Raw genomic sequence first — 14,653 nt, 5'->3', positions numbered from 1 at the left:
GCGCGCGCCCCCACCACCACCGAAGCGAAGGGGCTCCATGGGCTGGCTCGTCCTCATCGCCTCCGGGGCGCTGGAAGCCGTCTGGGCGGTGGCGCTCTCGGCCTCGCGTGGGCTGACGCGGCGGCGTCCGACCCTGCTCTTCCTCGGGGCGATGACGCTCTCCATGGCGGGCCTCGCGTATGCCATGCGCGAGATCCCCACCGGCACGGCGTACGCCGTCTGGGTCGGCATCGGCGCCACCCTCACCGTGCTCGTCGGTCTCGCGCAGGGCCTCGAACGCCTGACACTCGCGCGCGTCCTGCTGCTGGGCCTGCTGGTCGGCTGCGTCGTCGGGCTCAAGGTGGTGAGTTGAATTGCCGTGGCTCGTGCTGCTGCTCAGCGCCGTCTGTGAGGCGGTGTGGGCCACCGCGCTGGGGGCGTCCGACGGCTTCAGCTCCCCGGCGCCGACCGCCGTGTTCGCCGTCTTCGTGACGCTGAGCATGCTGGGCCTCGCATGGTCGCTGCGGCACATCGGCGTCGGCACGGCGTATGCGGTCTGGACCGGGGTGGGCGCCGCGCTGACCGTCACCTGGGCGATGGTCACCGGCGCCGAACCCGCCGACCCCCTCCGCATCGCCTTCATCGCCGGCATCGTCGGGGCGGTGATCGGGCTCAAGTTCCTGGCCGGTCACGACTCCCGCGACGAGGCCACCGCGTTGTAGGTCACGATCCGCCAGCGGTCACCCGGCTCCACGATCGTCCACGAGCAGTTCCACAGCCCGGCCAGCGCGAACGAACCGGCGAACCCCAGCCCCGTGGCCAGGGCCAGCCCCACGCGCAGGCTGAGCCCGTGGCCGACCACCACGGTGGTCTCGCCCGGGTGGGCGTGCGCCAGCTCGGCGAGGACGCCGGCGACCCGTTCCCCCGCCTCCGTCGCGGTCTCGCCGTCATCCGATCGCCGGAAGTCCTCCCCAGCGGCCAGCTTGTCGTGGAACCACGGGTGCGCCGCGGCGATCTCGGCGATCGTGCGGCCCGACCAGGTGCCGACATCGATCTCCCGCAGCCGCGGGTCGGTCGTGACCTCCACGCCGGACGCCGCCGCGACGGCCCTGGCCGTCTGCTGGGCTCGCCCGAGGTCGGAGGCCACGATGCGGGCGGGCCGCAGAGCGGCGACGCGCGACGCCATCGCCTCGGCCTGGGACCGACCCACCCGGTTGAGCGGAATGTCCTGATGCCCCTGGAACCGCCCGGCGGCGTTGGAATCGGTCTGCCCGTGCCGGACGAGCACGAGACGGGTGGGCGCGGCGTCCACGAGTCAGGCGGGCGCGGCGTCCAGCTCGAGCGCGATCGCCGGGCAGTCACGCCACAGCCGCTCGAGGGAGTACAGCTCGCGCTCCTCGGCGTGCTGGACGTGGACGATGACGTCGCCGAAGTCGAGCAGCACCCACCGGCCCTCCAGCGCGCCCTCGCGCCGGATCGCCTTGGTGCCGGCCCGGAACAGCGCCTCCTCGACACCGTCCACGACGGCACCGACCTGGCGCTCGTTGCTCGCCGTCGCGATCAGGAAGACGTCGGTGATCGCCAGCCGGTCGGTGACGTCGAAGGCCACGATGTCGGTCGCCAACTTGTCCGCCGCCGCCTGCGCGGCACGTCGGGTGAGCTGGAGGGCCTCGTCGGTCGCCGCCATGGAACTCCTTGTGGATCTACGGGTGGGACACCGCGTCGCGGTACAGCCCGCGCTTGGTGATGTACTGAACGATACCGTCCGGCACGAGGTACCACAGGGGCAGCCCGGACGCCTGCCGCTCCCGGCACGCGGTGGAGCTGATGGCCATGGCGGGAATCTCGAGCAGCGTCACCTTGTCGGCCGGCAGGTGGGAGATGTCCCGCTGGTCCAGGTCGACGCCGGGGCGGGAGACCCCGACGAAGTGGGCCAGGTCGAACAGTTCCTCGCTCCCCCGCCACGTGAGGATCTGGCTGAGGGCGTCCGCACCCGTGATGAAGAACAGCGACGTCTCCGGCCCGCGCAGCCGGCGCAGGTCGCGCAGCGTGTCGACGGTGTAGGTGTCGCCGGGCCGGTCGATGTCGACCCGGCTCACGGAGAACCGGGGGTTCGAGGCGGTCGCGATGACCGTCATCAGGTAGCGGTCCTCCGCCTCGGAGACCTGCTTGTCGGCCTTCTGCCATGGCCGCCCGGTGGGCACGAACACCACTTCGTCGAGGTCGAACCGCGCCCCGACCTCGGAGGCCGCCACCAGGTGGCCGTGATGGATGGGGTCGAACGTGCCGCCCATGACGCCGAGGCGCCACCGGCCCTGGTGCTCGCCCGCAGCGAGGCGGGGGCTCACTGGGTGTGCGGGCGCCCGGAGCCGTACCCGACCGTGATGGCCATCAGCGTCAGCAGGATGCCGAACGCGACGAGCGCGATGATGATCGGCTCGGTGTGGTCGGCCGCGTGGGCCGCAGTCTCCAGCAGCGTCATGCGCGGGAGCATACCGGGTCGGACGCCCTCACCCGCGCACCTGACCCGATCCGATGAGCACGTACTTCGTCGAGGTCATCTCAGGCAGGGCCATCGGGCCGCGGGCGTGGAGCTTCTGGGTGCTGATGCCGATCTCGGCGCCGAACCCGAACTCACCGCCGTCCACGTACCGGCTGGAGGCGTTGACGAGCACTGCGGCGGCGTCGACCTCGGCGGTGAAGCGCTCGGCGACGGCGAGGTTGGTGGTGACGACCGTCTCGGAGTGCCCCGTGGAGTGGGCGCGAATGTGGCGAAGCGCCGCGTCGAGGTCGGGCACGACGTCACAGGCCAGGTCGAGGGTCAGGTACTCGGCGTCGAACTCCCCCTCGGTGGCCGGCACGACCGCCGCGGAGAACTCCTGCACCGCGGGCGTCCCGTGCACGGTGACGCCCGCCTCGGCGAGTGCCTGCAACGCCCGCGGCAGGAAGGTGGGGGCGGCGTCGGCATGGACGAGGAGGGTCTCCAGGGCGTTGCAGACACTCGGGCGCTGCGTCTTGGCGTTGAGGAGGAGGGCGAGGGCGACATCATGGTCAGCCGCCGCGTCGACGTAGAGGTGGCAGTTGCCGGTGCCGGTCTCGATCACGGGCACCTTCGCGCCCTCGACGACGGCGTTGATCAGCCCCGCCCCGCCGCGCGGGATGAGGACGTCGACGAGCCCACGGGCGGCCATCATGGCAGCGGTCACCTCGCGGCCGCCCTCGACGAGCTGCACGGCGTCGGCGGGCAGGCCGGCGCGGGTCACCCCGGCGCGCAGCGCGGTCACGAGGGCCCGGTTGGACTCCAGCGCCGAGCTGGAGCCGCGCAGCAGCGCCGCGTTGCCCGACTTGAGGCAGATGCCGGCCGCGTCGGCGGTCACGTTCGGCCGGGCCTCGTAGATGATGCCCACGACGCCGAACGGCACCCGCACCTGGCGCACCTGCACCCCGTTGGGGTTGGTCCAGCCGCGCACCACGTCGCCCACCGGGTCGGCCAGCCCCGCGAGCTGGCGCAGGCCGTCGGCCATCGCGGCGATGCGCTGGGCGTCGAGGCGCAGGCGGTCGACCAGCGCCGGCGCGGTGCCTGCCTCTTGGGCGCGGGCGACATCGGCGGCGTTCGCGGCGAGCACCTCGGTGCGCGCGTCGAGCAGGGCCTCAGCCATGGCGTGCAGCGAGGCGTCCTTGAGGGCGCGCGAAGCGGTGGCGAGGCTGCGCGCGGCGTCCTGGGCGGCGGTGGCCTGGTCGGCGAAGCTCATGGGGCTCATGCTAGGCCCGCCCCAGCCCGGCCGGGTCACCGCGCCCACGTGACGAAAACTCGACACTCGGTGGCATCTGGTGGTTCCGAATCTTCAGTGGGACTGATGTTGGTGACCATCGAGTGTCACTTTTTCATCGGAACCCCACCCAGCAGCAGCGCGCCACGGCCCCGAGCTCCCGCTCAGCGCACCGTGATGTCCTGCCAGGCCGCCCGGCCGCCGAACGCATTCACGCCCACCCGCCCGCTCCCGTAGGCGGCGTCGGTCATGGTCAGCACCTCCCGGCCGTCCACCCACGCGGTCAGCCGGTCGCCGCGCGCCTCGACCTCCACCCGGTGGCTCACCCCCGGTGCGAGCAGGACGCTGGCCTGCGCCAGCACCCCGGTCTCCTCGTCCACCCGGCCCCCCTCGAGCTTCATGACCCGCACGGCGTGTAGGTTGGGGTCGAAGTTCACCAGGTAGCCCGACCGCAACGCCGCGTCGGCGCGCACGACGACCGACCCGGCGCCGCTGACCCCGAGGTCGGCGCGGTCGCGGCGCGTGAGCTGCCCCGGCCACGGTGGGGTGCCGAACCGGACGGTGGCGCCGACGCGCACATCGGCGTAAACGCTGCGGCCGAGAGCCGTCGAGTCGCGGTCGAACGTCGTCGAAAGCCCCGCCCCGCTGGGCCCCCAGACGCCGCCCCCCACCACGTCGAAGGCCCCCAGTTCGGAGCGGTCGAGGCCCGGGAACTCCGGCTCGGCCACGCTGACGCCGCTCCGCGGCACGGTCGCGCTCACCGGGGCCACCTCCATGCGCACCAGGCGCGCCGAGCCTCCCGTGACATCGAAGGTGAGCCCGTCGGAGGCCGCATCGGGGAACACCTGCGCGGTCATGGCGACCGTGCCGTCGGCGCTGAACACCTCCACGGAGGCGGTGTCGACCCACCCCGTGATCCGCACCCGCCGCTCCGCGCCGACGCGCTCCACCGGCCACGCGGCCTGCGCGGTGCCCTCCACCGGGTCGGCGAACCACCGGGTGAAGGACGCCTCCCCCGCCATGGTCCGGTCCAACCGCAGGCTGGCGTCCGAGGCCCGCCACAGCAGCTTGGTTGCCTGCCCGGCGCCCGTACGGACGCCCAGGGTGAACTCGCTCGCACCGTCGGCGTCGGGCACGGCGATCTCCGCCGTGAAGCGATGGGCCGTCCCCGACCAGTTGGCGAGCGGGTTGGGCTGCCCGGGAGCGACCCACGTGTCGGACAGGGTCGTGGCGGGGCCGAGCAGGGCCGACACCTCTGCGACCGGGCGCTGCGTCAACCGCAACCCGACGCCGGGGACGTCGGTGAGGCCCACCTCCCGGGGCAGACTCAACTGACCGCGCCAGCGCCCGGTGGGCTCGCCGAAGGCGTAGTCCCAGTTGCTCATCCAGCCGATCATCACCACCCGGCCGGCCAGGCCGGCGAAACTGACGGCCGCGTAGTAGTCGCGGCCCTCGTCGGCACGCAACACCACCTCCGCCGGCGTGTCGGGGTGGAACGACCCGTCGAACGTCCCGGTCACATAGCGCGCCGCCGAGCCGTGGGTCTCCCGCACCGCGCCGGTGCTCCACCACAGCACCCACCGGCCCCCGCCCGGCTGCCCCGGGGCCGCCACCCACATCAGGTCGGGGCACTCCATGACGCCGCCGTCGAGCCAGGAGCCGTAACCGAAATTCGACAGGTGATCCCAATGGAGCAGATCTGTCGACCCGTAGAACCGCAGATGGTCACCCCCGCTCACCACCATCACCCAGCGGCCGCCCGCCGCGTCCCAGCGCACCTTCGGGTCCCGGAAGTCCCAGTCACCGTCCGGCCCGCCGGGGTTCGGCACGATGACGCCGTCCACCAGCTGCCAGGTGCGCCCCCGGTCGACACTCGTGGCCGCGCGGATCTCCTGGTTGCCCCCGGGTGCGTCGGTGTCGAAGCTGGTGTAGAACGCCACCAGGCCGCGTCCGCCGCCGAACAGGCCCGTCACGTCGTGCTCGTCGACGACGGCCGAGCCCGACCACGCGTCCCCGAAGTCGTTCTGGTCGAGCGCGATCGGGAGCGGCCGCCAGTGCACCAGGTCGGTGCTCACGGCGTGGGCCCACCGGCCGGCGTCCTGGTGGAAGAGGTGGTACTCCCCGTCGAGGAACACCAGGCCGTTCGGGTCGGAGGTGCCCGAGGCGGCCTGGGAGTAGTGGTAACTCGGACGGAACGGCTGCGCCCACGCCTGGTCCGCCCGATCCAGACGGAGCTGGGCCAGCCGCCCCTGACCGCCGACGACCTCGAGACGCACCCGGCCCCCGGACGCCGCCACAGCGGGCTCGTCGCGCACCACCCGGCCGTCCACCTGGAGCTCCAGCCGCCCTGCGGCCCGCCGCAGCTGCACGCGCACCACCCGGCCGGTCGGCACCTCGGGCCGCACCACCTCCTCCCCCACCCCGATCACCAGGCGCGCGCCTGCGTCCAGCGTGGCGTCGAGGGCCAGCTCGACGTCGGCCCCGACGTCCTCGGATGTGAGGGCGCCCTGGCCGGCGATGCCGTCGATCACCGTGCGCCAGTGCCCCTCGGTGGGCGTCCAATCGACGTTGCTGACCAGCCCCCGCAGGGTCACCCCGCTGAAGCCGACCGACCCGCTCCAAGCGCCCACGCCGACGAACCCGTCCGCCACGCTGGCGTCTCGCGCCACGATCACGGGCACGCGACCATCCGGTTCGATGAAATCCGTCTGCCACCGGACGCTGATCTCATCCCCCACGGCCCGCAGTGTCACCCCGTAGGCCCGGCCCACCTCGATGGCCGTGCGACGGACGCCGAGCGTCGCGTTGTCCGACACCCGGTAGAGCCGCAGCCGACCACCGTTCGGATCGATGTCGACCGCGTACCCCCTGGTGGCATCCGGATCGGTGCGCACGAGCAGGGTTGCCACGGCAAACCTGTCGCGCACCTGGACGGTGGCGGAGGCCTCGCTCTCTGAGGCGAGCTCGTCGGTCGCGATCAACCGTGTGTTCGTGCCGGGCGCCGCCGTGCCGCTCAGCCCCGTGCTGGTGGCCCGCCACCCGGCACCGCCGTGCCACCCGGCCAGCGAGGAATGCACGCTGCGGGCGCCGACGTCGCGGAACGTCGCCCGGCCGTTCCAGACGTGGAGCCCGACGTGGCCGGCCCGATGGGCCGTGTCGCTCGCCCGGAGCAGGGTCACCCCGTCCAACACCACCTCCAGGCGGGGTCCGTCGGTGCGCACCGCGAGCCGGTGATCGACCCCCAGGGACACCGCGGCGTCCGTCACCGCCAGGTCGCGCCCCCCGTCGAGGTCGAACAGCCGCACCCGGTGGGAGTGGGGATCCACGGTCGCCGCATACCCGGTCGTTCCGTCCGCCGACGCCCGCACCACCAGGGCGGCCGCGGTCAGGGGCGCGTCCGGCTCGATGCGGATGGTCGCGACGGCCTGGGCGGTCGGCGCCAGACGCTGCTCCGAGATCGCGATGGCGTTGGCGTCCACCCCGGACGCGCCGCGCCAGGCCCCGTCGTCCAGCCGCTCCCACACGCCCGTGCGACGCGCCGGATCCGGCACCGGGCTCACGTCCGCGAGGTCGAACAGGTCACCGGGAGGCCCGGCGACCGCCGGCGCCGTCCAGACAGTCGTGACCAGACATCCGAGCACCAGGGCCAGGGTGAAGCGTCGCACAGGGACCTCCGCAGCAGTGGGGAGTGGGTGGGGAGTGAGTGGGGCGGGAGCAGTGGGAGCGGCAGGATCAGGGCAACAGCACGCGCTCCCCGGGCAGGGCGTCGCCCAGACGCCAGGCCTGCGCCCGGTGCACGTGGGCCCCGCGGGACGCCCACCGCACGCGTCCGGCCGTCCGGGTCGGGTACACGCGCGCCGCGAGGGCACTGCCGGCGACGAACACCTCGATCGCCGAGGCGTCCACCAGCACGCGCAGCGTCACGCGGCCGGACGCCGCCACCTCCCCGCCGAGCACCGTCGCCTCGACATCGGCGTCGCGCGACGAGCGGGACCGGTCGAGGAGCAGCTGCGTCGGTGTGAGCCGGATGACCGTCTCCTCGTCCCCGGCGCCCAGAACGCCGAGCTCCACCTCGCCGTCGGCGTCGAGCGTCAGGTCGATCTCGAGGTCCAGCCGGTCACCGGCCACCGCGTCGAAGGCGCACTCCTCGGCGCGCAGGTGGGCGATCTCGGGGGCCGGGCCCACCCACAGCCGCTCGTCGCGCCACTCGAGGACGCGGGGCAGCGACATGACGCCGGCCCAGCCGACCCGCTCGCACGCCCCGTCCGAGCGTGCCTCCTGCATCCAGCCGAACTGGACGCGGCGCCCGGCCTCGTCGGTGAACGACTGGGGCGCGTAGAAGAAGCGGCCCCCCAGGTCGAGCCGGATCAACGTCTCGGGCTCGAAGCGCTCCCCGGTGTAGCGGCCCACCCACGCCAGCGGGTGCAGGGTCAGCCCGTTCTCCCAGGCGGAGAACGCCAACACGTCGCGTCCGGTGTCGGACCCGAGCTCGCCCGGGCCGACGTGGAAGAGGTCCACGCACTCCCACATGCTGGCGGTGAACCAGGGGTCCTCGGGGGTGCCGTGGGGTGGGGCCGTGAGCACCGGCCCCACCTCGTGCCACGTCACCAGGTCGTCCGAGACGTACTGCCACGCGGCGCCGTGGCCCTCGGTGGTGCCGGTGCCGATCAGCTGGCGCCACTGCCCCTTCCACCGAAACACCGTGTGGTCGCGGAACTCGGCGCGCGTGCCGGCCGGCTTGGCCGCGATGACGGGGTTCTCGGCCAACGGCAGCCAGGTGCGCAGATCGGCGGATCCGACCGCGACGCACGGCAGCTGCCCGTCGCCGCGATGGCCGGAGTACACGATCGTCGGGACGCCCCCGTCGTCCACGAGGACGCCGGACCAGCAGCCGTCCGCGTCCGCGCCGTCGCCCGGGGTGAGGGCCACGGGCTCGTCGCGCCAGTGCACGAGGTCGCGGCTGACCGCGTGGCCCCAGTGGATGCGGTGGTGGAAGGCCCCCATGGGGTTGTACTGGTAGAAGAGGTGGTAGGTCCCGTCCCACTGGCACAGGCCGTTCGGGTCGTTGAGCCAGGCGGCCGGCGCGGTGAAGTGGGCCCGCGGGCGCAGGGGGTCGGCGGTCGCGCGCTGCAGCAGGGTCACGGCGTCCACGAGGCTCGTCATGCCGCCACCCCGTCCCGATCTGCACCGAGGACGCCCCCGGCGGCGGCTGCGTCCGTCCCCCCGGCCGTGAGGGCGTTGGCCCCGCTGGTGGCCCGGGGCCGGTAGAGGTGGCAGCGGGCCCAGTGCCGATCGGCCGGATCGCCGACCTGGTGGTGGACGGGCTCCGTGGCCGAGCACGCCTCGTCGCCCCCCTCGAAGGGGCAGCTCTCCGCCGCCAACACCCGGCGGCGCAGCGCGGCGCGGGCGTAGGGGTCGAACGTGCCGGCACGCTCGGGGTCGGGGACGGCCGAGACCAACAGCTCGGTGTACGGGTGGGCCGGCTGGGCCAGCAGCGCCAACGACTCCCCCGACTCGACGATCTCGCCGGCGAACATCACCGCGGTGCGGTCGGCGAGGTAGCGGGCGCTGGCCAGGTCGTGCGTGATGTACAGCATCGAGATGCCCTGCTCGTCGCGCAGCCGGCGCATCAGGTTCAGCACGCCGATCCGCACGCTCACGTCGAGCATCGACGTCGGCTCATCGGCGAGGATCACCTGCGGCCTCACCGCGAGGGCGCGGGCGATGGCGACGCGCTGGCGCTGCCCTCCGGACAGCTCGTGGGGGTAGGAGTGCAGCATGTCGGGCTCCAGACCCACCGTGAGCATGAGTTCCTCGAGCAGGGCCGCGGTCTCCTGCTCACCCCGGGTCACGTGGTGGATCTCGAGGGGGCGCCGCAGGAAGTGTTCCGTGCGGTGCACCGGGTTGAGCGACCCGAACGGGTCCTGGAACACCATCTGGACGCGGGAGCGGTACCCGCGCGCACCGCCGGCGACGCGGTCGGTCGGCGTCCCCTCCAGCAGGATGCGCCCGGCATCGGGCCGCTCCAACCGGGCGATGCACCGGGCCAGCGTCGACTTGCCCGACCCCGACTCCCCCACGAGCGCGACGATCTCGCCGGCCCCCAGCTCGAGGTCGACGTCGGTCAGCGCGGCGACGCTGGTGCGGCGGAACAGGCTCCCCCCGCGGAACGTCTTGCTCACCCCCTCGACGGACAGCACGGCGTTCATGCGGACATCTCCTTCTCGAAACGGACGCGGTCGGCGTCCGACAGCGGCGCGGCCCAGCGGCCGGGAGCGACCTCGGCCAGGTCACCGATGTCGCGGAAGCGGACGCCCTCCGCGAGCCCGGCGAGGGGGACGCGGGGGCCGGTCAGGGGCGGGAACGCGTTCATCAGCGCGCGGGTGTAGGGGTGGACGGGGTGGTGCATGAGCGCGGCCGAGGGGCCCTGCTCCACGAAGCGTCCGGCATACATGACGGCCATCTGGTCCGACAGCTCGACCATGAGGCTCATGTCGTGGGTGATGAACAGCACCGAGAAGCCCAACTCGGCCTGGAGCTGCGCGATCTGCGCCATGATCTCCTGCTGCACGACGACGTCGAGCGCCGTGGTGGGCTCGTCGAGGATCAGCAGGCGGGGGCGCAGCGCCACCGCCATGGCGATCACCACGCGCTGGCGCATGCCGCCGGAGAGCTGGTGGGGGTAGCTCCGCAGCCGGGCGCGGTCGATCTGGACGAGGTCGAGCAGCTCGCCGGCCTGGGCGCGGGCGCTGCGCCGGGTGCATCCGGTGTGCTCGGTGAAGATGTCGCCCATCTGTTCGCCGATGGTCAGCACCGGGTTGAGGGAGTTCATGGCCGACTGGAACACCATGGACACCTGGCTCCACCGGAACCGCCGGAGCTCGGCCGCGGACAGCCCCAGCACGTCCTGCCCGCCGAAGCTGATCGATCCGGCGTCGATGCGGGCGGGGTAGGTCAGCAGGCGCATGACGGCGTTCGCGATGGTCGACTTGCCGCAGCCCGACTCGCCCGCGAGCCCGAAGATCTCGCGCTCGCGGATGCTGAAGCTGACGTGGTCGACGGCCGTCGTCGTGCGGACGTCCCCGGTGTACGTGACGACGAGGTCGCGCACCTCCAACACTGGCCCGCTCATGCGCGTCCCTCCTCGCGTCGGCCGGTGCGTCCGGCGTGCTTGACCTTGCGGAGCCGCGGGTTGGTGACCTCGTCCACCGCGTAGTTGATCATGGCGAGCGCGAACGCGACCGCGGCGATCGCGAAGCCGGAGGGCACGAACACCCACCACGCGCCGGTCATCAGGGCGCCCTCATTGCCCGCCCAGTACAGGTTCGTCCCCCACGAGACCCGGGAGATGTCACCCAACCCCAGGAACTCCAGGCCGGCCTGCGCGCCGATGGCCCCGATCACGCAGCCGAGCAGCGTGCCCATGACGATGGACGCCATGTTGGGCAGGATCTCCGCGACCATGATCCGCCAGGGCCGCTCGCCACTCACCTGGGCGGCGGCGACGTAGTCCTTGGCCTTGATCGACAGGGCCTGCGAGCGCAGCACGCGGGCCGAGCCCGCCCAACCCGTGAGGACGAGCACGAGGATCACCGTCGTCAGCCCCGGGGGGAGGAAGGCCGCGAGGATCACGAGGAGCGGCAGGGAGGGCACAAGCAGGAACACGTTGGTGACGAGCGAGAGCACCTCGTCGACCACCTTGCCGAAGAACGCGGACGCGAGCCCGACGCCCACGCCGAGCACGGTCGCGAGGATGCCGACGGTGAAGCCGACGAACAGCGAGCTGCGGGCGCCGTGCAGGGTGAGCGCCAGCACGTCCTGGCCCTTCGCGGTGGTGCCCAGCCAGTGGGCGGCGGACGGTTCCTCACCGATGGCCCCCGTGATCCGCATGGGATCCCCCGGTGCGAGGACGGGTGCGAGCAGCGCCAGCGCGATGAAGAGCAGGACGACGCCGGCCCCGAACGTGGCCTTCCGATTGGTGAGCAGGCCGTGGACGAAGCTCCGGTTCGGACGCCGGACGGCTGGCCGCGTGACGGCGGGCACGGCGTCCTCGCCCGTCTCGGCGCGGAGGCCGTCGATGGTGGGGGCGGTGGTCATGGTGATTCTCCCCTCAGGAGACCCGCACGCGCGGGTCGAGGCGGACGTAGACGATGTCGACGAGGAAGTTCGCCACGAGCACCGCCGAGGTGATGATGAGGAACAGGCCCTGCATGAGCGGGTAGTCGAGGCCCTGGACGGCGGCGAGGAGCTGATAGCCGACGCCGGGGTAGGCGAACACCGTCTCGGTGAGCAGCGCGCCACCCACCACGAAGCCGAGGCTCATGCCGAAGCTGGTCACCGCAGGGAGCATGGCGTTGCGGGCGGCGTAGCGGAAGATGATGCGGCTCGGACGCAGCCCCTTCGCCTGGGCCATCGTGATGTAGTCCTCGGAGTTCGTCGCGATCATCGTGTTGCGCATGCCGAGCATCCAGCCACCGATCGACACCAGCACGATGGTCAGGGCGGGCAGGAACAGGTGCGTGGCGACGGAGCCCAAGAACTCCGGCGAGAGGCCGGGTTGCAGACCGTCGTCGAAGGCGTGGCGGATCGGGAACCAGCCGAGGGAGAGGCCGAACACCCACAACGCGCCCATCGCGAGCCAGAAGTAGGGGAAGGAGCCGACGAAGATCAGCACCGGCGGGAGGAACGAGTCGATCCAACCGCCGCGGCGCCACGCGGCGACGATGCCGAGCAGGTTGCCGACGAGGGCGGCGATGACCAGCGAGGTGCCGCCGAGCAGCAGCGTCCACCCGATCTGGGAGCCGATCACCTCGACGACGGGCGTCGGGAAGCGTGAGATGGACACCCCCATGCGGCCGTGGATCATGTCGTCGAGGTAGCTGACGTACTGCTGCCACAGCGGGCGGTCATCCAGGCCGAACAGGCGTTGCAGCTGGACGATCTGGTCGCTGGAGAGCTGGTTGGTGGAGCGGGCCATCATGCGCGACACGGGGTCGCCCGGCATGAAGCGGGGCAGCATGAAGTTCAGGGTGACCGAGACCCAGAAGGCCACCAGGTAGAAGCCGAGTCGCCGGGTGAGGTAGCGCATCCGGTCATCTCCTTGTCGAGCTGAAGAGGGTGTGGGGGTGGGGACGGGCGGGCCGCGGGCGGGGGCGTCCGGGCGGGGCGGGCGTGGCGTCCGGGCAGGGCGCCACGCCCGCGGTGATCAGCTCAGCGGGGCTCCAGCGTGGTGAGCACCAGCACGGTGGTGGGCGCCCGGGTGCCGAGGGTGGCGTACGGGTCGTCCGCGGTGGGCCAGCCCACGAAGCGGGAGTCGTTGTAGGCACCCCACTCCGGCCCGGGGAACAGCGGGATCGTCGGGAGCTCCTGGCCGTACAGGGCCTGGAGGTCGTCCACGATCTCGTGCTGGGTCTCCTCGTCCTGCGTGGCGGCGAACTGGTCGAGCAACGCCTGGGCATCGGCGGATCCGAAGCGGCCGTAGTTGTCGTGGGTCTGCTCGCCGACCGGCTTGACCTTCGTCGGGCTCATCAGGTTGAGGTAGTACTGGTAGGGCGTCGGGTCATTGGATGACCAGACGATGCCGGAGTCGAAGTCGCCGGTCTCATAGCCGGCGACGACGGCCGACCAGTCGGGGGCGTCCACGGTCATGGTGATGCCGACGTCGGCCAGGTTCTGGCTGATGACGTTGGCGACCGACACCCAGTCCGACGACGTCGACCCGACCGAGAAGTCGAAGGTGAACGGGCTGCCATCGGGCAGCGTCCGCTGGCCGTCGGCGCCCTTGGGGTAGCCCGCCTCGTCCAGCAGGGCGTTGGCGGCGTCGACGTCCCGTTCGATCCAGTCGCAGGAGTCCTGCAGCGACGCGTCCTTCCAGGTCTCGTAGCTGCCCGACAGGCCGGTGCAGTCGGCGGGCTCGGTGTAGCCCGACATGCCGACGGAGACGATCTGCTCGCGGTCGATGGCCATGGACAGGGCCTTGCGGACGTTGACGTCGTTGAAGGGCGCCTTGGTGGTGTTGACCATGAAGTTGATCATCGAACCGGTGGGCGGGAACCAGTAGTGGCGGTGCTCCGGGTCGCGCGAGATGAAGGTGCGCTCGATGTTCGGGATGTACTGCGGCGCCCAGTCCACGTCGCCGTTGGCGGCGGCCAGGTTGGCACCGTCGTTGCCGGCGAAGGCCAGCATCTTGATGCCCTCGATGTGCTGGGCGTCGGGCTGCCAGTAATGCGGGTTCTTGCCGAGGGTGAAAGACTGGGCGGCGAAGTTGGTGATCTCGGTGTAGGGCCCGGTGCCGACCGGCGTCTCGTTGGTGGCCTTCGCCGGATCCTCGATGGCCTCCCACACGTGCTTGGGCACGATGGGCATCTGGCCGATCTCGTAGAGGGCCGGGGAGTAGTCCCGCGAGAACGTGAAGACGACCGTGTGGGCGTCCGACGCCGTCACGGAGTCGAGGTACTCGAACCCACCCATGATCTCCTTCTGGAGCTCGAAGGTGTAGGCCACGTCGTCGGCGACGAGCGGCTCGCCGTCGGACCACTGGACGCCGTCGCGCAGGGTGAAGGTCAGCGTCCGGTTGTCATCGGAGGCAGCCCACTCGGTGGCGAGCCAGGGGACGGTGTTGCCGGCCGCGGGGTTGTAGATGAGCATCGACTCGTGGATCGCCTGGGTCGTCATGGGCGCGGCGTTGGGGCTGAACGGGTTGAAGTTGCGCGTGAAGGTGCCCATGTCCTCGCGCGGGATCGTCAGCAGCGCGGTCGCGTTGTCGGCAGCGGGTGTCGAGGCGCTCGTGGTCGCGGTGCCGGACGCGCAGCCCGAGAAGGCGAGCGTGCCGGCCAGCACGGTCGCGGCGACGCCCAGAAGGGCTCGGCCGGGCCGCCGACCCCGGGACGGGTGGTGTGTCATGA

The 14,653-nt window shown here is 72.2% G+C and carries 14 protein-coding genes; 2 read left to right on the top strand and 12 right to left on the bottom strand.

Translation table 11 applies throughout. From position 1 onward, the window contains the following. Window positions 1-37 precede the first annotated feature (37 nt). Complete coding sequence (locus tag IFY26_RS03525; protein ID WP_232547614.1) at window positions 38-352, top strand: DMT family transporter; 315 nt, start codon at window positions 38-40, stop codon at window positions 350-352. Between the two features lies 1 nt (window position 353). Then, window positions 354-701 carry a DMT family transporter gene (locus tag IFY26_RS03520; RefSeq protein ID WP_232547613.1) on the top strand — a complete coding sequence of 116 codons (348 nt, stop codon included), beginning with the start codon at window positions 354-356 and terminating at the stop codon, window positions 699-701. Here the strand turns inward: IFY26_RS03520 and IFY26_RS03515 are convergent. The 12 genes from IFY26_RS03515 to IFY26_RS03460 all read right to left on the bottom strand — a co-directional run bounded on the left by IFY26_RS03515 (window position 668) and on the right by IFY26_RS03460 (window position 14,651). Continuing rightward, on the bottom strand, window positions 668-1,291 hold the full coding sequence (locus IFY26_RS03515; protein ID WP_232547612.1) for a histidine phosphatase family protein: 624 nt from the start codon (window positions 1,289-1,291) through the stop codon (window positions 668-670). The genes IFY26_RS03520 and IFY26_RS03515 overlap by 34 nt on opposite strands. Before the next feature lie 3 nt (window positions 1,292-1,294). Further along, window positions 1,295-1,666 carry a ribosome silencing factor gene (gene rsfS / locus IFY26_RS03510; RefSeq protein ID WP_232547611.1) on the bottom strand — a complete coding sequence of 124 codons (372 nt, stop codon included), beginning with the start codon at window positions 1,664-1,666 and terminating at the stop codon, window positions 1,295-1,297. Window positions 1,667-1,682: 16 nt separating this feature from the next. After that, window positions 1,683-2,327 carry a nicotinate-nucleotide adenylyltransferase gene (nadD, locus tag IFY26_RS03505; RefSeq protein ID WP_332836141.1) on the bottom strand — a complete coding sequence of 215 codons (645 nt, stop codon included), beginning with the start codon at window positions 2,325-2,327 and terminating at the stop codon, window positions 1,683-1,685. Continuing rightward, window positions 2,324-2,461: a hypothetical protein gene (locus IFY26_RS03500; RefSeq protein WP_232547610.1), complete on the bottom strand. Its 138-nt coding sequence runs from the start codon at window positions 2,459-2,461 to the stop codon at window positions 2,324-2,326. Before IFY26_RS03500 ends, nadD begins: the two co-directional genes overlap by 4 nt. A 28-nt stretch (window positions 2,462-2,489) precedes the next feature. Then, a complete protein-coding gene (locus tag IFY26_RS03495) occupies window positions 2,490-3,731 on the bottom strand; it encodes a glutamate-5-semialdehyde dehydrogenase (protein WP_232547609.1) in 1,242 nt (413 codons plus the stop codon). A gap of 182 nt (window positions 3,732-3,913) precedes the next feature. Continuing rightward, window positions 3,914-7,414, bottom strand: coding sequence for a glycoside hydrolase family 32 protein (locus IFY26_RS03490; protein WP_232547608.1), 3,501 nt, complete (start codon window positions 7,412-7,414; stop codon window positions 3,914-3,916). Window positions 7,415-7,481: 67 nt separating this feature from the next. Further along, entirely contained in the window at window positions 7,482-8,912 is a 1,431-nt protein-coding gene (locus IFY26_RS03485) for a glycoside hydrolase family 32 protein (protein WP_232547607.1), read from the bottom strand. Further along, window positions 8,909-9,958, bottom strand: coding sequence for an ATP-binding cassette domain-containing protein (locus tag IFY26_RS03480; RefSeq protein WP_232547606.1), 1,050 nt, complete (start codon window positions 9,956-9,958; stop codon window positions 8,909-8,911). The genes IFY26_RS03485 and IFY26_RS03480 overlap by 4 nt, the downstream gene beginning before the upstream one ends. Next, window positions 9,955-10,881 carry an ABC transporter ATP-binding protein gene (locus IFY26_RS03475; protein ID WP_232547605.1) on the bottom strand — a complete coding sequence of 309 codons (927 nt, stop codon included), beginning with the start codon at window positions 10,879-10,881 and terminating at the stop codon, window positions 9,955-9,957. Before IFY26_RS03475 ends, IFY26_RS03480 begins: the two co-directional genes overlap by 4 nt. Further along, window positions 10,878-11,846 (bottom strand): ABC transporter permease, encoded by a 969-nt coding sequence (locus tag IFY26_RS03470; protein WP_232547604.1) that lies wholly within the window; start codon window positions 11,844-11,846, stop codon window positions 10,878-10,880. The genes IFY26_RS03475 and IFY26_RS03470 overlap by 4 nt, the downstream gene beginning before the upstream one ends. Before the next feature lie 13 nt (window positions 11,847-11,859). Beyond that, window positions 11,860-12,837: an ABC transporter permease gene (locus IFY26_RS03465; protein ID WP_232547603.1), complete on the bottom strand. Its 978-nt coding sequence runs from the start codon at window positions 12,835-12,837 to the stop codon at window positions 11,860-11,862. A gap of 122 nt (window positions 12,838-12,959) precedes the next feature. Next, window positions 12,960-14,651 (bottom strand): ABC transporter substrate-binding protein, encoded by a 1,692-nt coding sequence (locus tag IFY26_RS03460; protein ID WP_232547602.1) that lies wholly within the window; start codon window positions 14,649-14,651, stop codon window positions 12,960-12,962. Window positions 14,652-14,653 lie beyond the last annotated feature (2 nt).

Source organism: Propioniciclava soli (assembly GCF_014858005.1).
Lineage (GTDB): Bacteria > Actinomycetota > Actinomycetes > Propionibacteriales > Propionibacteriaceae > Propioniciclava > Propioniciclava soli.
Note: the sequence above shows the minus strand (reverse complement) of the source record. Positions and strands in the feature narration are given on the sequence as shown.